Genomic DNA, 18,964 nt, shown 5'->3' with positions numbered 1-18,964 from the left:
AACGATATTTGCGGGAAGCGGACGGGGTCGTTCCGTGCCTGAATAAGACGAAGCGGGTGGATAGCGTCGTGTTGAGTGCATTGTTTGTAGGTAGTGGGCGTCTGCTGATTGCATGCGCTGGCGAGTGGCTGTCGAGAGGCCACCGAATTCACGCGCTGATTTCAGATTGCGACGAGGTTTCGGCCTGGTCGAAATCTGCCGGCATTGCGCGTATCGCGGTCGCAGAACAGGCGAATGCCGGTCTTGCTCCCGGACAGTTTGACTACCTGTTCAGCGTTGTTAATCACGCCATTACACCAGCTGAAATGCTGGCTCTGCCCGCCCGCCGTGCAATCAACTACCACGACTCGCCGCTGCCCCGCTTTGCGGGCTTCAATGCCACGTCCTGGTCAATCATGGCCGGGCAGAAGGAGCATGCCGTTACCTGGCATGACATGTCGGCCGATGTCGACAGCGGCGCAATCCTGCTGCAGCATCCCATCGACATTCAGGATGATGACACGTCATTCTCGCTCGGCGCCAAGTGTGTCGAAGCCGGCCTCATTTCTTTCCGCCGCCTCGCCGACCTGCTTGCGGGTGACGCGGTCACCGCAACGCCGCAAGGCGCGCGGCAGGACTTCCACCTGCGCTCAGACCGCCCGGATGTCGGCCTGATCGATTTCACGCAGTCCTCTGCCCAGGTTTCGGCTTTCGTTCGTGCGCTAGATCTTGGTACGGACGACAACTGGATGTGCCGCGCGAAGATCCTGTTGCCGGAAGGCCCGTGCATCGTCGGCGAAATTGCTCTGGCGGATGGCAAAGGCGCGCCGGGAAACATTCTTGCCGTTGACCGTGATGGCATCGTCATCGCGACGGCAGATGGAGCGGTACGCTGCGCCGAGCTTTCGGCCCTTGACAGTGCATTGCTTGACGCCGGCGCGACTGGCGCCCGAGCTGGTGGATCGGTTTCTCTGTTGCCAGAAACTGTCCGCGCCGCGATCGCGGCCCTGGACGCCCGTCTCACAAAGCAGGAGCGCTTCTGGGCGGGTCGCCTCTCGCGCCAGCACAGTCCCGCGCTTGCCGCGCTGAAACCGCACGCCGGAGCGCCAGATCCGGCGATGCTGCCGGTCCAGAAGTCTGCCGCGGCGCCGGCTGCTGGTGCGTCGGCTGTCATTGCTGCCTTCACAGCCTACCTCGCCCGTGTGGGCGAAGACGCCGTGTTTGACCTCGCATTAGCGAAAACATTTTCAGCAGAGGCAGCGCCGTTCTATTCCGCGTTTTCGCCCTTCCATCTCGATGCCGGACTCGCGGAAGGTTTCGCCGCGCTGATCGACCGTGTGCAGACGGAGCGTGCCACGCAGGAAAAACGCGGAACCTACGCGCTTGATGTCGTGACGCGCTACAATGCGCTGCGAGGCGCCCGGGTGCAGCCGCTTGCCGTCGGTGTGCGTGTTCAGTCGCCCCTTGGCCTCGGCGTCTCCGGCGCGCTGGTCGATGGAACACACCTTACCCTTGTCGTTTCTGAAGACGGCGTATCTTTCGCCTGGGCCTATGACCAGCGCGCCATATCGGAATCCGAAGTTCGAAAACTTGCCAGCCGCGTAGAAACGCTGCTCGACAGTGGTCTGGCGGAGCCCGCCCGCGCGGTCGGGGAACTCGGAATGTTGCCCGCTGCCGAGCGCGATCTTCTTTTGAACACCTGGCAGGGGGCCAATGAAGCTGTACAGGGCGATGTCTGCATCCATGACCTGTTCGCCGAGCAGGCCCGGCGTACGCCCGATGCGGTCGCTGCGACGTTCGAAAACCGCTCTCTGACTTATCGTGAACTCGATCGCCGGGCCAACAACGTCGCCGACGCTTTGCGCCGCCGCGGCGTTGGTCCCGATGTTCTGGTTGCTGTGTGCATCGAGCGCTCGCTGGACCTGATCGTTGGCCTCATGGGCGTGCTGAAGGCAGGCGGTGCTTATGTGCCGCTGGATGCTGCCTATCCCCAGGAACGCATCGGCATGATGCTGGAGGACTCCCGGGCGCCGCTGCTGTTGACCCAGAAACACCTTTCCGGGCGACTGCCGGAACATGGTGCAGAGGTGCTCTGTGTCGAGAACATTGCGATGGACGCAGATGCGCCGATCGGTGCGTCCGCCGCCAAGCCTGACAATCTTGCCTACGTGATTTTCACCTCCGGTTCCACCGGGCGCCCGAAGGGCGTGATGGTGCAGCACGGCAATGTCGTCAATTTCTTCTCCGGCATGGATGCCCGTATCGGCACCAAGCCAGGTGTCTGGCTTGCCGTCACCAGCATCTCTTTCGACATTTCCGTGCTCGAGCTGTTCTGGACGCTGACGCGCGGCTTTGAGGTCGTGATCCAAGGCGAGAGCGACCGCGCCTCGCTCGCACGCAAGCCTGTTGTAAAGGCTTCGAAAGAGCCGATGGCGTTTGGTCTCTTCTATTTTGCGGCAGGGCAGGGCGATACAAAGCCGGGTGAGACTTACCGCCTCCTGCTTGAGGGCGCCCGCTTTGCGGACACCCACGACTTCAGCACCGTCTGGACGCCCGAGCGGCACTTTCATGCCTTTGGCGGCCTCTATCCGAATCCCGCCGTCACCACGGCAGCCCTTGCCACCATCACCAGCCGCATCGCCCTGCGTGCCGGCAGCGTCGTCTTGCCGCTTCACAATCCTCTGCGTGTAGCCGAGGACTGGTCGGTGATCGACCAGTTGTCCGGTGGCCGTGTGGGGCTCTCCTTCGCCTCCGGCTGGCACGCGGACGACTTCGCCTTCATGCCTGAAAACTACGAGCGCCGCCGCGAAGTCATGCTCGAGAGCATCGACACCGTGCGCAAGCTCTGGGCAGGAGAGAAGGTCACTGTCAAGAATGGTCAGGGCAGGGACATTTCCGTCAGCGTCCTTCCCCGCCCGGTCCAGGCCGAGCCGCCCATCTGGATCGCCTCTGCCGGTAGCGTCGACACATTCAAAATTGCTGGCCGCCTCGGCGCCAACGTCCTGACGAACATGCTCGGTCAGGACATCGACGACCTGCGCAACAAGTTCGCCGCCTACCGGCAGGCCCGCCGCGAAGCGGGTTATGAAGGCCCGGGCAACATCTCCGTGATGCTGCATACTTTCGTTTGCGACGATACCGACAAGGCCCGTGAGCTCGCCCGTCAACCGTTCTGCAACTATCTCACCAGCTCCTACGACCTGATCAAGGTCGCGCCGACCATGTTCCCGGCTTTCCGCCAGCCGTCCGCACAGGATCGCGGATCGCCGGCCTTCGATCCGTCACAGTTCACGGACGAAGACATGGCAGCGCTGATGGACCATGCGTTCGAGCGCTATTTCGAGACCGCCGGCCTCTTCGGTTCGCCTGAGAATGCGCTGGCCATGGTCGAGCAGCTCAAGGGTATCGGCGCTAACGAAGTGGCGTGCCTGATCGACTTCGGTATTGACCCTCAGGTTGTCATTGACAACCTTGAACATCTTGACCGGTTGCGGCAGCTGGCCAATCCGGGTGCGGATTATACTGAGGATACGTCCGACTACAGTCTGGCAGCGCAGATACGTGCCCGCCGCGTCACACACCTGCAGTGTACGCCGTCGATGGCGCGCATCCTCGCAAGTGACCCGGAGAGCCTCGCGGCACTTCGCGGACTTGATCGCCTGATGCTCGGCGGCGAAGCCTTGCCGGTCGATCTTGTCGAAGCCCTTCTGCCGGCTGTCGGCGGCGAAATCCTCAACATGTATGGCCCGACCGAGACAACCATCTGGTCCACCACTGCGCCTGTGCGCGCCGGCGAGCCGGTCACCATCGGCCGCCCGATCTCCAATACGACGATCCGCATCCTCGATGCCCGCAACCAACTGGTGCCTGTCGGCGTGGCGGGCGAGCTCTGCATCGGCGGCAAAGGCGTGGTGCGCGGCTATCTCGGACGTCCGGACCTTACTGCCGAGCGCTTCATCGCCGATCCGTATGATGCATCCGGCCGCCTCTATCGCACCGGCGATCTTTGCCGTTATCGTGAAACCGGTGACATCGAATTTCTCGGCCGCCTCGACCATCAGGTGAAGGTCAACGGCTACCGCATCGAACTTGGCGAGATTGAAACCGTCCTGGGCCGCCATCCGCGTGTCCACCAGAACGTGGTGATGGCGCGCGCCGATACGGCTGTCGCGCAGCTTGTCGGCTATGTCATTCCCGCCGTCAAATCGTCGCCGCAGAAGGGAGATGCGGCGCGTACGTCGCAATGGAAAGTTCTCTGGGACGAGGCCTACAGGGGCGCCAATGACGTCGCCGACCGCCGGTTTAACATCGCCGGCTGGAACAGCAGCTTCTCCGGAGAACCCATTCCGGCCGAGTCCATGCGCGAATGGCTGGACCTGACCGAGCAAAGCGTTCTCGCTCTGAAGCCGCGCCGGGTTCTGGAAATCGGTTGCGGCACTGGCATGGTGCTTTACCGCGTCCTTCCGCATGCCGAACATTACACGGCGGTTGACCTCTCGCCCCACGCACTGGAGACGATCCGCCAGGAATTGTCGCCGGCTGAGCGCGAGAAAGTCACGCTGCTGCAGCAGCCCGCTGATTCGCTCGAGAGCCTGACAAACCATAGCTTCGATACGGTCATCATCAACTCTGTCTGCCAGTACTTCCCGGATGCCGGATATTTCGTCCGCGTGCTTAAGCGCGCCAGCGAACTGCTCGCTTCCGGCGGCCGTATCTTCGTCGGAGACGTGCGCAGTCTCAATCAGCTCGAAGCCTTCCACACCCTCACCACCCTGCATCAGGCACCCGCGCATCTGGACGCTGCCGAAGTCGGCCGCCGCATTTCCAGGCGCGTCAGTCAGGAAGGCGAACTTGTCCTGTCGGATGCGTTCTTCCATGCGATGACCCGCGCGCTTCCGGGCCTGTCAGCCGTGGATGTGCGCCTCAAGACAGGCCTTGCCGACACCGAGATGAACGGCTTCCGGTATGACGTGACGCTGCATTTCGGCGCGCCAGACGCCCCGGCAGTTGCTCTGCCGCCCGCTGTCACAGTCAGTTCACTGGAAGCCGTCCGCGACCTGCTCGTACAGGCGCCCGCGGTTCTCTATCTCGCGGATCTTCCGAACGCCCGCCTTGCGTCTGCGCTCGGCGCATTGGCTGCCATGTCACAGTCGCCCGGCGCAACCGTGGCGGACCTGCGCCAAAGTCTTGCTGCGAGGCCCGAGGGGATCGATCCCGGACAGCTGGCCTGCCTTGACGGCAATTACCTGGTCGACCTGTTCCCGGCCCGCTCAGGAAACCCGGCGCGCTTTGACGCTGTGCTGCGCCACCGTGCCAACGGGCCCCAGGGCCGCCTCGCCGTTCCGCCGCCGCCGCATGCCGAAGCACCCGCTGCTTACGCAAACCGCCCGGCTGTGCCGTCCATGGATACTGCCGAACTCTTCGAAGATCTGCGCACGCACCTGCGGGAGTTCCTGCCGGAGTACATGGTGCCGTCCGCCTTCGTTGTGATGGACACGTTCCCCCTTACGCCGAACGGCAAGATCGACCGCAAGCAATTGCCGGCGCCGGCCCGGGATACGCCGCGCGCCGCTGCCGAGCATGTCGCCCCTTCCAACGAACTCGAGCAGACCATCGCCGACATCTGGAAGAGCCTGCTTAGTCTCGACCGCGTGGGCCTGCGCGAGAACATCTTCGATCTCGGCGCCAACTCGCTGCTGACCGCCCAGGCGAACCAGCGCCTGTCGGAGCGCCTTGGCCGCAAGGTCTCGCTCGTCAGCATGTTCCGCTTTCCGACGGTCGAAGCCCTTGCAAACCACCTTGATCAGGGCCGGGATCCGGCCGGTGAGCAGTCCGAAAAGATTCAGAAGCAGGTCGACCGGAAGAAGGATGCAGCAGCCCGCCGGCGTGAACTGCGAGGGGAGCCAGCAGGCCAATGACCGGACCGCGGCCTTCCCACGGACCTGATGACATCGCCATCATCGGCATGGCCGGTCGCTTCCCTGGCGCGCCGGATGTAGAGACCTTCTGGGCAAACGTCCGGGACGGTGTCGAATCCATCCGGCCACTGACGGAGGAGGAGCTTGTTGCAGCAGGGGTCAGCCGCGCCGATTTGCAAGATCCGGATTATGTGAAGGTCTGCCCCGTTCTCGAGGACGTTGACAAGTTTGATGCCACGTTCTTCGGGTTCAGCCCTCGCGAGGCGTCCGTCATGGACCCCGCACACCGGCTATTCCTGGAAGTCGCCTGGCAGGCTGTTGAGCATTCCGGTTACACAGCGTCGCCGGAAGAAGGTCCTGTCGGCGTCTTTGCGGGGGCTGGCGCGCCCCTCTACATGATGGAGAATCTCCGCTCGAACCCCGATCTCATGCGGTCGATGGGTGAGTTCCTCGTGCGCCATACTGGCAACGACATGAACTTTCTGGCGACGCGCGTCTCTTACGAGATGGATTTGCGCGGGCCGAGCATGAACGTCCAGACAGCCTGTTCTTCTGCGCTCGTCTCGGTCCACCTGGCCTGCCAGGCCCTTGTGCGAGGCGATTGCACACTCGCGCTCGCGGGCGGCTCCACGGTCCTGTTCCCCCAGTCCCAAGGTTACCATTACCGCGACGGGGAAATCCTATCGCCGGATGGTCATTGCCGACCGTTCGATGCCAAGAGCGCAGGCACGGTTTTCGGCAGCGGCGCCGGCGCCGTTGTACTGAAACGCCTGCAAGACGCGCTGGATGATGGGGACACGATCCACGCCGTCATCAAGGCCTCTGCGGTCAACAATGATGGCGCGATGAAGGTTGGCTACCTCGCGCCGGGCGTTGAAGGGCAGGCGGCCGTCGTAGGCGCCGCCCTCAAGGCGGCGCAGGTTCCTGCCGACAGTATCAGCTATATCGAAACCCACGGCACCGGCACGCTTGTCGGTGACCCGATCGAGGTTGAAGCGCTCAATGAAGCTTTCCGTCCGTTGACGGACAAGCGTCGCTATTGTGCCATCGGTTCCGTCAAGTCGAACATCGGGCACCTTGGCGAAGCGGCGGGCGCGGCCTCGCTCATCAAGGCGGTCATGGCTTTGAAGCACCGCCAGCTTCCGCCCAGCCTTGGTTTCGAAACACCCAATCCAGCCATCGATTTTGACAACAGCCCGTTCTTCGTCAACAGCTTGCTGCGGGAATGGCGCTCAGAAGGCCCCCGCCGCTGCGGCATTACGGCGCTCGGCGCGGGCGGAACCAACTGCCATGTCATTCTCGAGGAAGCGCCGGCGCACCTTCCTGGGGAAGGCGAGCGAACGCAGCAACTGCTTGTCCTCTCTGCCGCCACGCAAACGGCACTTGACCAGGCCTGCGACAACCTGGCCGAAGCGCTCGCCGCCGATCCCGAACTCGATCTCGCGGACGCGGCCTTTACGCTTGGCGCCGGACGACGCCCGATGCCGCACCGCCTCGCGGTTGCCATTGAAAACCGCCACGATGCCATCGCAGCGCTCCAGGCGCGCCCGCCGAAGCGGATCGCGCGGGATACAGCCGAAGACGTTCAACTGAAGACTGTCTTCATGTTTCCCGGTGGCGGCGCGCAGTATGCGGGCATGGGGCATGAACTCTACGAGCAGGAAGGCGTCTACCGGGACGCCGTTGACGCGTGCCTCGAGATCATCACGCCGGCGCTTGGGCAGGACCTGCGTCCGTTGATGTTCCCGCCGCAGTCCGGCATTGAAACGGCGACGCGCACTCTGGAGCGCCCCTCGCTTACGCTGCCCTCTCTTTTTGCCACCGAATACGCGATGGCGCGACTGTTCCAGTCATGGGGCGTCGAGCCTGATGCGCTTATCGGGCACAGTGTTGGCGAGTATGCTGCGGCCTGCCTCGCCGGTGTGATGACGCTCGAAGAGGCCCTCCGGCTCGTCATGCTGCGCGGCCGACTGTTCGAAGTCGTGGAGCGCGGTTCCATGCTCAGTGTCCCGCTCGGCGAGACGAGCCTGCGCGCGCTGCTCCCTGCCGGGCTCGATATTGCCGCCGCCAATGCGCCCGATCTTTCCGTCGCCTCGGGGCCGACCGCGGCCATTCGCGCGCTTGAAGAGATCCTCGCCGCAAAAGACATCGAGTCGACGCCTGTCAGGATCGATGTGGCGGCGCACTCTGCGATGCTCGATCCGGTGCTCGGCGAGTTCCGCGACCTCTGCCGCACGATCCGCTTCCAGCCGCCTTCCAAGCCTTTCGTCTCGAACGTCACCGGCACCTGGATCACGACTGCCGAAGCGACGTCTCCGGACTATTGGGTCCGCCACCTGCGCTCCACAGTGCGTTTCGCAGACGGCCTCGCCACGTTGCGGGAGCTTGGCGCCATCGCCCTTCTGGAAGTCGGCCCCGGGCGCACGCTCAGCATGCTGGCGAAGGCGCAGGCCACCCCGCTGCGCCACGCCTTCAATTGCATGCGCCACCCGCAGGAGAAGGCCAGCGATCTCGCCTGCGCCCTGACTGGCCTCGGCAATCTCTGGTGCGCCGGCGCAAAGGTTGACTGGCCCGCCTTCTACGATGGACAGCTGCGCAACCGCGTGCCGCTGCCGACCTATCCCTTCGAACGCAAGTCCTATTGGATTGAGCCTGGCAAGGCCGTTGCCACCGCCGGGTCGCAAGATCTCGTGAAGCGCCCGGACATTTCCGACTGGTTCTACAACCTCGGCTATGTCGAGGCCCCGCTCGTGACATCAGCAGAGCCGGCCGAGGCGCCGTTCTGGCTCCTCCTGTCGCCCGATAAGGCCGGCGCCCGCGCGCTGGCCCGGGAGATCGGCGCTGAGAAGATCGTCATCGCCTCTCCCGGCTCACGCCTTCACACCCGGCCGGACGGCATCTGGTCGTTCGACTGGAATGATGCAGATCAGTTCACGGAGTTCCTGCAAGCGCTTGAAGCTCAGGCAGGCGTTCCCCATCACGTGGTGCTTCTTCTGAACGCAAGCGGCGCAGGGTCGTCTGCCGCATCATCCCTGACGCGAGATTTCCTCCAGCCTGTCTTCCTGATCCGCGCCCTCGGCGCGCTGTCCGGCCGGTTGCAGGTTTCGATCGTAACCTCCGGAATCAGCGGCGTGGCCGGCCGCCGCGTCGATCCGCTGCGCGCGCTTACCCTTGGTCCCGTCCGAGTCACGCCGCGCGAGTTTTCCAACCTGGCCGTTCGCTGCATCGACGTGCCGGAAACCTCGCTCGACAAGGCCGGTGCCCGTTCGGTTCTGGCCCGCCTCGTGCGGGAGTTGCGCGCGGCAACGTCTGATCCTCTCGTTGCACTCTCGCCGGATGGGCGCTGGGTCCAGAATGTCTCTCCGCTGCCCTTGCCTGCGGCGCGGGACGGATCGGCCCCGTTCGACTGGATTCGCGAAGGCGGTGTCTATTTCATCACCGGCGGCCTTGGCGGCATCGGCCTTGAAGTGGCGCAGCATCTTGCGCGCACGAAGCCGGTAAAACTGGCTTTGCTCGCACGTGAATCCCTGCCGCCTGAATCGCGCTGGGACCAGATCCTCGCCGGAAATACCGGCAGCCGCACCGCCCAGAGAATTGCGAAGGTTCGCGCCCTGCGCGCCCTGGGCGCCGAGGTGCTTGTTGTGGATGGGGACGTCGCCAACGAGACCGCGCTCTCCGCAGCGCTTGCCAATGTGCGGCGCATGTTTGGTCCGCTTACCGGCGTCATCCATGCGGCCGGCGTCATGGACGATGCGCCCATGATGATGAAGGACACGGCGGCAATGCAGCGTGTCCTCGCGCCAAAGGTTGCCGGCACGCTGGCGCTCGACAGGCTCGTCCTTGAGCCGCTTGATGTCTTCATGCTCTTCTCGTCGGTAGCCTCCACGCTCGGCCTGCCAGGGCAGGTGGACTATACCGCCGCCAACGCCTTTCAGGATGCGTTTGCCCGCGCCCGTGCTGCCGGCAAGCCCGGCCGCACGCTTGTGATCAACTGGAATGCCTGGCGCGATGTCGGTATGGCAGCCGGCGCCCACCGCGAACAGACGCAAGGCATCACTGTCGCTCATCCGAGCCGTCATCCGGCATTCGATGGTTATACAGATACGCCTGCCGGCCGGTTCTTTGTGGCAAACCTCTCGGCAGAAACGCACTGGATGCTTTCCGAGCACCAGGTCAAGGACGGTCCTTACGTCCTGCCAGGCACCGGCTTCGTTGAACTGGCCCGCGCCGCCTATGCGGAGGCCTTCGGCTCGGCCGCGATAGAATTGACGGACCTCGCTTTCATTGCGCCCTTCCGACTGCGGGCCGGCGAAAGCCGTGCCCTGACCATCCAGCTCGTTCCGGAAGGCGATCATCACGCCCTGACCATGCGCGAAGGCCCGGATCTGCAAGGCTCGCCGCTCGTGATGGGTGAGGCACGACCCTGCACTGTGCCTGAGCGCCCGCCGCTCGACCTGGCTGCGCTGCACGCGAACTGCCAGGTTCGCGTGACGGAGCCAGAGGGCGGCCGCCTCGAACAGGACTTCATGGCCTTTGGTCCGCGTTGGTCGAATATCCGCAAGGTGTCCTTCGGCGCTTCAGAAGCTCTCATCGAATTGTCGCTCGATGCTGCGTTCACAGACGACCTTGCTGTCTACGCGCTGCACCCGGCGCTGCTCGATATGGCGACTGGCGGCGCGCAGGCGCTGATCCCCGGCATTGACCTCTCCACCGAGTTCTATGTTCCGATGGCCTACGGCGCCGTGCGCCTGTTCGGGCCCATGCCGTCACACGTTTTCAGCCATCTGCGTTGCTTGCCGGACACGGAAAACGGCGTGGCCTACTTCGATGTCACGCTCAGCGGCGCCGATGGAACGGTGTTCGCCGAAATCTCGCGGTTCACCATGCGCCGGCTTGATGCGCGTACCTCGCTCGCGGAGACGGCTCCGGAATTGGCCCATCGCAAGCGCCTCGCCCAGGATCCGCTGGCGGACAGCTTGCGCGAAGGCATCGTCGCCTCGGAAGGCCTGGAAGCCCTCGGACGCGCGATGGCCCAGCCTGGTCTCGTGCAGATCGCGGTATCGTCAGTAGATCTGCCGCTCTGGATCCGGAAGCTGCACGCGCCCGCGTTCACTGCGGCGCAGGATGCTGCAGCAGACAACCTGCAACCGGCTGAGCTTCCGGAAGGTTTCATTCCGCCGGCGACCTCCGCTGAAATTGCGCTTGCGAAGATCTGGTCGGAGCTGCTCGGCATTCGGCATGTCAGCGTGAAGGATGATTTCTTCGACCTCGGCGGTAACTCGCTCACTGGTGTGCGCCTCTTCGCGGCCATCCGGAAGCAGTTCCAGCTGTCGCTGCCGCTCGCCACGCTCTTCGAAGCGCCGACCATCTCGGATCTGGCATTGCTTCTGCCTCAGGACGACGAGCCGGAAGCGCAGTCCCCCGGTGATGCGCCGGAGAACGCTGGGGCAAGCAGCGGGCGGGGTACAAATCAGGGTTCGCCAGGAAGGGCACCGCCCGCCAGGAGCAACTGGACACCGCTCATCCGCATGACTCAAGGCACGCCCGGTGCCCGGCCGCTGTTCCTGATCCACGGTGCGAAGGGCAACGTGCTGTGGTTCAAACCCTTTGCGGACCGCCTCAAGGACGGCTCTCCGATCTATGGTGTCGAGGCGCAGGGTATTGATGGCTCACTGCCATTCCTCGAAACCATTGAAGAGATGGCCGCGCTCTATGTTCGCCATATTCAGACACTTGATCCCGAAGGTCCGTATCGCCTCGTGGGCTACTCGGGCGGCGGTGTCATAGCCATCGAGATGGCGCAGCAGTTGAACCGCAGCGGCCGGAAGGTCGAACTCCTGATCATGCTGGATACGCTGGCGCCGCAGGAGATTTCGCGGCCTCTGGGCCTGCTGGATAAAATCGGCCTGATTGGCCAGATGGATGCGCCCTACATTCTGCGCCGGTCTGCTCAGCGACTATCGCACTTCGCTGTTACTGCCCGGCAACGGCTCGGCCCCAAACCGGAAACTGAAGAGAAGTCCTATATCGAACTTCTCGGAGATCGCTCGGAGACCTTGTATCTTGAAGCGCAGCGCCGCTACCATCCGGCAAAGTATGACGGCGACGTCGTGATCTTCCGGGCAGAGCATGCAGACGCCATGTTCGTCCGCTCGGGCCCTTTGTTGGGCTGGCAAGGGATCACGACCGGCAAGGTGGATGTGATCACGCTGGATGCCCATCACGACAACCTGCTCGCTGAACCGGCCGTTCATGTCGTCGTCGCGGAAGTCCGCCGCAGGATCGAGGCTTTGAATGGTCACGCGAAACGTGAGCTTGAGGAGATCTGAGAAGGTGCGCTCGATGCAGTTGCTCCCCGTTGGTATTGCCGTCGCGCTGGCGATTGTTGTGGCCTTGTTCCTGGCGAGCGTCTGGCTCGAATCGCGCGCGCTGACCAATCCCGGAGGCTACCGGCAGCCCGATCCCGCCGAGTTTGTCTTCACCGAGACACCGGCTACTGAAGCGGGCCTTTCCTATGAAGACATCGCCTTCGATGTTGCGAGCGGCGAGACCGTGCGGGGCTGGCTGGTGCCGGCGGCTCAGGATGCCAAAGACGTCGGTATCGTCGCGTTGCATGGACGCAGCGGTGATCGACGCGGTCAGCTGGGCCATCTCAGTATGCTGAACAAGCTGGGTGCGGGCGTCTTGTTGATCGACATGCGCGAAAACGGCCTGAGTGATGGCGAGAACCGCGGAATGGCGCTCGGTATCCGCGAGGCGGAGGACGCCGCCGCCGCTGCGCAGGAATTGCGCGCGCGGGGCTATCAAAAAGTCGTCCTCTTTGGTTGCTCGCTTGGGGGTACAACCGCAATTCTCGCCGCGGCGCAGGACCCATCCATTGATGCAGTCATCTCTGAAAGCGCCATTGCACGCTTCGAGGATTTCGTCGCCGAGGGCGCTGACCGGCGCCTCGGCTTGATTGGCATCGGTGCCAAATGGGCGACAGCCTGGTGGGCCGGTCTGGTTGTGGACCATACACACCGGCGCATCGGATTGTCCGCATATCTTGCCCCAGCCGACGTTATCGGGAACATCGCGCCGCGCCCCGTCCTGCTGATCCATGGCCTGCAGGATCACTGGGTAGCTGAAACCCATGCCCAGGCGCTGAAGGACAAGGGCGGGCCAAATGTCGACTATTGGCAGATCGCCGAGGCGGGCCACTGCGATGGCGGCGCGGTCGCCGGCGAGGAATACCGCGCGCGGGTTGCCGGCCTCATTGAACAGGTCAGGGCCGCGCCGGCCTCGTCGGCTCGCTGAAGACGGAGCCATTCCGGCGTTCTTTGCCCGTTTGCCGATCGCCATGGGCAGAAACAGCGAGCACCAGAAAGCTTAAGCGTTTCCCCGTGCCGAAGGTCTCGGTTTGCGCTGCGCGCGTCGAGGGCCGTTGCCGGAACGTCCACCCAGATCCGGTCTTGGCCCGCTTCAATCAGCGCTGCCAGCTCCGCCTGCGGGTCTGCAAAGCGCGCGCCTGTCGTCCGCGAACTCCCGGTGGTCTGCCACGTTTGTCGTCGCGGCGAGGTGATGGTCATGCCGGGCGATTGGGACGCCGTCCTTGGCCATCACCAGATCCGGCTCGATGAAATCCGCGGCCCGCTACCGAGTGGGTCTTGATCGTACGTTCCGGGAAGAGACCACTCGCGCCGCGATGCGCGATGATGATGGGGGCTTCGCTGCTCAGCGCGGCGTAGGCGCGCGCGGGACTAGGTTGAAACGCGCCGCTGCGTGCTTACAAACCGGGCGAAAACGCAGGTACAAGTCTCCTGCGCCCCCCGCATACGTTCCAAAAACCAGTTTCCAGCCTTCCGCGCTTTGCTTTAGGAATGGAGATAACTGAAGGGGAGCAGACGTATGCCGGGATTGATGAAGCGCATTGGAATCGGTCTGGCCGTGCTGGGCGTTCTGCTGGCCGCCGGCTGGTTCCTGATTGGTCCGGACTGGCGCGGCTTACTCGCGAATCCTCCGGTCAACCGTGACGTCCTCTTCTGGTCGCAGGGTCAGCGCGATGCCGGTTTCCGAATGATCGACCGCGTACCCCTCATCACCAAGTCCCGGCCCATCGCAGCGGGAGAGGCGGCATATATCCTCCCCGAAGGCGCTCCGCTCGACCTCGGACTGGATCTCGACGCCTACCTCGCCACCCAGCGCAACGTCTCCCTCGTCATCGTCCATGACGGTAAGGTCCGCCTCGAACGCTACGGCCTGGGCTTCCGCGCCGATGCCCGCTGGACCAGCTTCTCTGTCGCAAAGTCGGTCACCTCCACACTCGTCGGCGCCGCCATCAAAGACGGTTACATCAAGAGCCTGGACGAGCCGGTCAGCACCTACATTGCCGAGCTGAAAGGCTCCGCTTATGACGCCGTCACCATTGCTCAGCTTCTCACCATGACCTCCGGCATCGCCTGGAACGAGGACTATGAAGATCCGCAGTCGGACGTCGCCCGCTTCGATGCACAGGAGCCCGCCGAGGGCGTGAGCACTGTCGCCGCCTATATGGCTGGCCTGCCGCGCGCGCATCCTGCCGGCGAACAGTGGAACTACTCGACTGGTGAAACGAACTTGATCGGTGTGCTGGTCAGCCGCGCCACCGGTAAGACGCTCAATGCCTATCTCACCGAAAAGATCTGGACACCCTTCGGCATGGAGGCCGACGCCACATGGCTCCTCGGCCAGGACGGACATGAGATCGCCGGCTGCTGCATCCAGGCGACAACGCGCGACTTTGCCCGCTTCGGTCTCTTTATGCTGGCCGACGGCGTCGTGAACGGTGAGAGCATTCTGCCGGAGGGCTGGATTGAAGCCGCCACCGTGAAGCAGGCCGACATCAATTCCCCCGGCGAAGGTTATGGCTATCAGTGGTGGACCTGGGACGACGGCTCATATCAAGCCGACGGAATCTTCGGCCAAGGTATCTTCATCGATCCCAGCCGTAACCTCGTCATCGCCTCCAATGCCAGCTGGACTTCCGCCCTCGGCTTTCGCGGCGGCGAGTGGGAAGCCCGCCGCGATTTCTATAAAGCGGTCCAGCAAGCCGTCGATCGTGACAAATCTGAGTAGATCCCCGGTCTTGTGAAAATCGCCGGTGTGTCGTTCAGTGTCTTCCATAAAGGGAGAAGACTGCCATGACCGACCACAAGTTCACCATGACCATCAACGGCAAGGCCGTTGCCGGAACGGAAGCCTTCGGCGTTGAAAACCCCGCCACTGGCCAGGTTTTCGCGCAGGCGCCGGACTGTACGAAGGCCGAACTGGACGCTGCCGTCGCTGCCGCGCGCGCCGCGCTGCCGGCCTGGAAAGCCACGCCCATCGAGAAGCGCCGGGAGCTGCTGAACGTGATGGCCGGCGTCATCATGCAGAACATTCCCGAGTTGTCGCGCCTCCTGACGCGCGAGCAGGGCAAGCCCCATCCGGACGCCGAAGGCGATGTCGGCGGCGGCGCCTTCTGGCTAATGGAATCCTCCAAGCATGAAATTCCCGAACACGTCTCCGAAGACTCCGCCGAGCGCCACGCCATCACGCGCTATGGCCCCATCGGCGTCGTCGCGGCCATCGTGCCGTGGAATTTCCCGATCATCCTTGCCGCCTTCAAGCTCGGCCCGGCGCTCCTCGCCGGCAACACGGTCGTGCTGAAACCCGCGCCGACGACGCCGCTTACCACGCTTCGCCTCGGCGAACTCCTGCGCGGCGTACTGCCGGACGGCGTGGTCAACTTTATCTCCGGTTCGGACCGGCTCGGTCCCTGGCTCACCGCCCACAAGGGCGTCGACAAGGTGAGCTTCACCGGCTCGACCCAGACCGGCAGGAAGGTCATGGAAAGCGCGGCCGGCTCGCTTAAGCGGGTTACGCTCGAACTCGGCGGCAACGATCCCGCCATCGTCATGCCGGATGTCGACGTGAAGAAGGTTGCCGAGGATCTCTTCTGGGCCGCTTTCCGCAACACCGGACAGATCTGCATCGCCACCAAGCGGATGTACATCCACAAGGACGTGTACGAACCCCTGAAGGCGGCGATCGTCGAATACGCCAAGACGGTGAAGATCGGCGACGGCGCGGAGCAGGGCACCCAGATCGGCCCGATCCAGAACTCCGCCCAGTATCGCCGCGTGCTGGAACTCATCCAGGACGCCAAGGACAACGGCTACAAGTTCCTGATCGGCGGCGAAGCCTCGAACGTGCCCGGCTACTTCGTGCCGATCACCATCCTCGACAATCCGCCCGAGTCCGCCCGCATCGTGCAGGAGGAACAGTTCGGCCCGGTCCTGCCGCTGCTCAAGTTCGACAATCTCGATGAAGTCATCGGCCGCGCCAATGACAGCGAATACGGCCTTGGCGCCTCCATCTGGACCACCGACCTAGACCGCGCCCAGCAGATCGCCGACCAGCTCCAGGCTGGCACCATCTGGATCAACGAAAGCCAGCACCTCAGCCCCCACGCGGCCTTCGGCGGCTTCAAGCAATCCGGCATCGGCGTCGAAGGCGGCCCGGACGGCGTCCTCGAATTCTGCCAGGCCAAAACCGTGTTCACCCGCAAGGCTGCCGCCACGGCTTGACGGTAATCCGTCTCCGGACGATGCCCCAAACGCAAACCGCCCCGGCCGTGAGGCCGGGGCGGTTCTGTTTCAGGTCAGGAAAAGTCAGACGCGTTCCGGACGGCGCGAGCGTCCGCCGCCACCGCCGCCCTGGCCCGGGCCGCGGCGATTGCCGCCGCCGTTTCCGCCGGGCTTGCCGCCGCCGGAGGTGCGCTGGAAGTGGCCACCCGTGCCGGAGGGGGTGCGCTCGCCCGTGCTCTGCGGGCGGCGCTCGCCATCACGCTGAGGGCGGCGTTCGCCGTCCGCCTGCGGACGACGTGCAGCAGGGTCATAGGCCCGGCGCTCGCCATCGCGTTGCGGGCGGCGATCACCGTTTCCGCTGCTGCGCTGCTGGCCCTGCGGCCGGCGGCTCTGCTGCTGCGGTTTGCGCGAGCCGCGATCATCGGCTTCCGACTCGCCCGCAGGACGCGGCGCCAGTTTGTTGCCGACCAGTTTCTCGATGGCGCGCAGGTAGTCGCGCTCATCCCTGGAGACGAACGAGATTGCCACGCCCGTCGCTCCGGCGCGCGCGGTGCGGCCGATACGGTGGACGTATTGCTCCGGCACTTCCGGAAGGTCGAAGTTGATGACGTGGGTCAGGCCGTCGATGTGAATGCCGCGGGCGGCAATATCGGTTGCGACGAGCACCGGCACGCGGCCGCCCTTGAAGGCTTCCAGCGCGCGTTCACGTTGCGACTGGCTCTTGTTGCCATGGATGGCGACCGAGTCGATGTCCGAGGCGGCGAGGCGGCGAACCACCGCGTCGGCGCCATGTTTCGTCCGGGTAAAGACGAGGACAGTTTTCACTTCCGGCTTGCGAATGGTCTCGACGAGGAGTGCCTGCTTTTCGCCCTGTTCGACGAAACAGATTCGCTGCTCCACTTTGTCGGCAGTGGCCGAAGGCGGGGCCACGGCCACCTGGGCCGGATCACGCAGGAATTGCGCCGCAAGGCCTTCGACGAGTTTCGGCATCGTGGCGGAGAAGAACAGTGTCTGGCGTTTCGCCGGAACGTGTTTCGCGATGGCGCGCAGTGCGTGGATGAAGCCGAGGTCCAGCATCTGGTCGGCTTCGTCGAGCACGAGGACTTCAACATCTTTGAGGCCAACCGCGCGCTGCTCGATCAGGTCGATCAGCCGGCCGGGTGTCGCGATCAGCACGTGCACGCCGCGCTCGAGCTTGCGAATCTGCGGGCCGATCTTGGCGCCTCCGCAAACCATTGCCACGCGCAGGCCGAGGCCTGCGCCATAGGTTTCGAACGAGGCGGCAATCTGGCCGGCGAGTTCACGGGTCGGGGCAAGCACGAGTACGCGCGTGCCTTTGTGCGGGGCCGGACCCTGATTGCGAAACAGCTTGTCGAGGATCGGGGCGGCGAAGGCCAGCGTCTTGCCAGTGCCGGTCTGGGCGAGGCCCATGACATCGCGGCCGGACATGATCAGCGGGATGGCGCCGGCCTGGATCGGGGTGGGGGTGGTATAGCCGGCAGCGGTCAGCGCAGATTCAACGCGCGGCGCGAGGCCGAAGGATTGGAAATTGGTCATGTGGTCTTTCAATACGAATGAATGCGCCCGGCGCGACACACGCGCTGGGGAGCGGGGGTTCTAACGACCCGCGTGAAGAAGGGCGCCTGGGGCTAAGTTGGTGTCTGTAAGGAGGGCCTCGGACAAGGCGGATGTTCCGCCACGCCAGCTCACGCTGCCCTGCAAGGCCGCCGAAGCGGCCCAGACCGGGGCCCAATGCGCTTTAAATTCCAGAAAGTCAAAGGGTTTTCCACAGGCCGGCCCGCCGCTCCGCCTACGGATCGAGCCCGTCCTCCAGCAGCTTCAGGGCAACCGCGCGGGCCCGGCCCCTCGGTTTGCCGAGCAGTTCGCCCAGCGTCGGGCCGAACAGGCCGACCCCGATGGCCAGGATTACGCTGATGAGGATCGCGTCTTCCAGTCGGCCTTCATCCGCCGCCGCGGCGCCGATCTTCTGCCGGACCACCGTCTGCACGGCCTCGCGCACCGTCCGCAGGCGTCGTGATTCGTCCGTCAGCTCCAGCCAGGCGGCCAGGCGCGCGGCGCCCTTTGTCTCGAACGCATCGAACAGGTTTTGCAGCGCCGCAGCCCGCCCGGCGCGCGGGTCGTCCGGAAGATCCATCGCCACCAGGCCTGAGACCAGCTCCACGATCATCTTATCCATCAATGCGGCCTGCACGCCGTCGATGGTGCCGAAATGGTGCAGCACGGTGGCGTTCGCCACGCCCGCCTCTTTCGCCACGTCGGCCAGCCGCAGGGTCTGCGGGCCGCCGCCGACGAGCAGGCGCTCGGCCGCCGCCAGGATATTGTCCCGGGAGGCCTCCTGTGACCGCCGGACGCGGGGGGGAGGGGTGCTTTTGTTTATCGACATTTTTGTCAGTAAATGATACAAAGACTGAAATTGGATTGAGAACAGGGGGCAGATTGCCCCTTTTTACGAGGAAAAGC

General features: G+C 64.1%; 8 protein-coding genes. 5 read left to right on the top strand and 3 right to left on the bottom strand.

Annotation, left to right across the window (positions count from 1 at the left end; translation table 11 throughout):
• Positions 1 to 71 precede the first annotated feature (71 nt).
• Genes Q0C17_RS05790 through Q0C17_RS05780 form a run of 3 tightly spaced genes read left to right on the top strand, consistent with a single transcriptional unit; the run spans position 72 to position 13,193 of the window.
• Positions 72 to 5,897: a MupA/Atu3671 family FMN-dependent luciferase-like monooxygenase gene (locus tag Q0C17_RS05790; protein WP_291202726.1), complete on the top strand. Its 5,826-nt coding sequence runs from the start codon at positions 72 to 74 to the stop codon at positions 5,895 to 5,897.
• On the top strand, positions 5,894 to 12,226 hold the full coding sequence (locus Q0C17_RS05785) for a type I polyketide synthase (protein WP_291202723.1): 6,333 nt from the start codon (positions 5,894 to 5,896) through the stop codon (positions 12,224 to 12,226). The genes Q0C17_RS05790 and Q0C17_RS05785 overlap by 4 nt, the downstream gene beginning before the upstream one ends.
• Positions 12,227 to 12,239: 13 nt before the next feature.
• Positions 12,240 to 13,193 carry an alpha/beta fold hydrolase gene (locus Q0C17_RS05780; protein WP_291202720.1) on the top strand — a complete coding sequence of 318 codons (954 nt, stop codon included), beginning with the start codon at positions 12,240 to 12,242 and terminating at the stop codon, positions 13,191 to 13,193.
• Positions 13,194 to 13,358: 165 nt separating this feature from the next.
• Here Q0C17_RS05780 and Q0C17_RS05775 read toward each other — a convergent pair whose 3' ends face one another.
• Positions 13,359 to 13,496 carry a glycerophosphodiester phosphodiesterase family protein gene (locus Q0C17_RS05775; RefSeq protein WP_291202717.1) on the bottom strand — a complete coding sequence of 46 codons (138 nt, stop codon included), beginning with the start codon at positions 13,494 to 13,496 and terminating at the stop codon, positions 13,359 to 13,361.
• 288 nt (positions 13,497 to 13,784) lie between these two features.
• Here Q0C17_RS05775 and Q0C17_RS05770 point away from each other — a divergent pair, with 288 nt between their 5' ends.
• Positions 13,785 to 14,990, top strand: coding sequence for a serine hydrolase (locus Q0C17_RS05770; protein ID WP_291202714.1), 1,206 nt, complete (start codon positions 13,785 to 13,787; stop codon positions 14,988 to 14,990).
• A gap of 65 nt (positions 14,991 to 15,055) precedes the next feature.
• Positions 15,056 to 16,483: an aldehyde dehydrogenase family protein gene (locus Q0C17_RS05765; RefSeq protein ID WP_291202711.1), complete on the top strand. Its 1,428-nt coding sequence runs from the start codon at positions 15,056 to 15,058 to the stop codon at positions 16,481 to 16,483.
• A gap of 84 nt (positions 16,484 to 16,567) precedes the next feature.
• Here Q0C17_RS05765 and Q0C17_RS05760 read toward each other — a convergent pair whose 3' ends face one another.
• Both Q0C17_RS05760 and Q0C17_RS05755 read right to left on the bottom strand, forming a co-directional pair.
• Positions 16,568 to 18,040, bottom strand: a complete 1,473-nt coding sequence (locus tag Q0C17_RS05760) for a DEAD/DEAH box helicase (protein WP_291202708.1) — start codon at positions 18,038 to 18,040, stop codon at positions 16,568 to 16,570.
• A gap of 253 nt (positions 18,041 to 18,293) precedes the next feature.
• The gene (locus tag Q0C17_RS05755) at positions 18,294 to 18,887 is read right to left on the bottom strand and encodes a TetR/AcrR family transcriptional regulator (RefSeq protein WP_291202705.1); all 594 of its coding nucleotides are present in this window, start codon (positions 18,885 to 18,887) and stop codon (positions 18,294 to 18,296) included.
• Positions 18,888 to 18,964 lie beyond the last annotated feature (77 nt).

The sequence above is a fragment of the Hyphomonas sp. genome (genome assembly GCF_022844445.1).
Taxonomy (GTDB): Bacteria; Pseudomonadota; Alphaproteobacteria; order Caulobacterales; family Hyphomonadaceae; genus Hyphomonas.
The sequence above is the reverse complement of the archived record's forward strand: the minus strand, read 5'-3'. Positions and strand labels throughout refer to the sequence as shown.

Coding starts and splice junctions, on each gene's coding strand:
- Q0C17_RS05780 (WP_291202720.1), top strand. CDS start 12,240: ATGCAGTTGCTCCCCGTTGGTATTGCCGTCGCGCTGGCGATTGTTGTG.
- Q0C17_RS05770 (WP_291202714.1), top strand. CDS start 13,785: ATGCCGGGATTGATGAAGCGCATTGGAATCGGTCTGGCCGTGCTGGGC.
- Q0C17_RS05775 (WP_291202717.1), bottom strand. CDS start 13,496: ATGGCCAAGGACGGCGTCCCAATCGCCCGGCATGACCATCACCTCGCC.
- Q0C17_RS05760 (WP_291202708.1), bottom strand. CDS start 18,040: ATGACCAATTTCCAATCCTTCGGCCTCGCGCCGCGCGTTGAATCTGCG.
- Q0C17_RS05785 (WP_291202723.1), top strand. CDS start 5,894: ATGACCGGACCGCGGCCTTCCCACGGACCTGATGACATCGCCATCATC.
- Q0C17_RS05755 (WP_291202705.1), bottom strand. CDS start 18,887: ATGTCGATAAACAAAAGCACCCCTCCCCCCCGCGTCCGGCGGTCACAG.
- Q0C17_RS05765 (WP_291202711.1), top strand. CDS start 15,056: ATGACCGACCACAAGTTCACCATGACCATCAACGGCAAGGCCGTTGCC.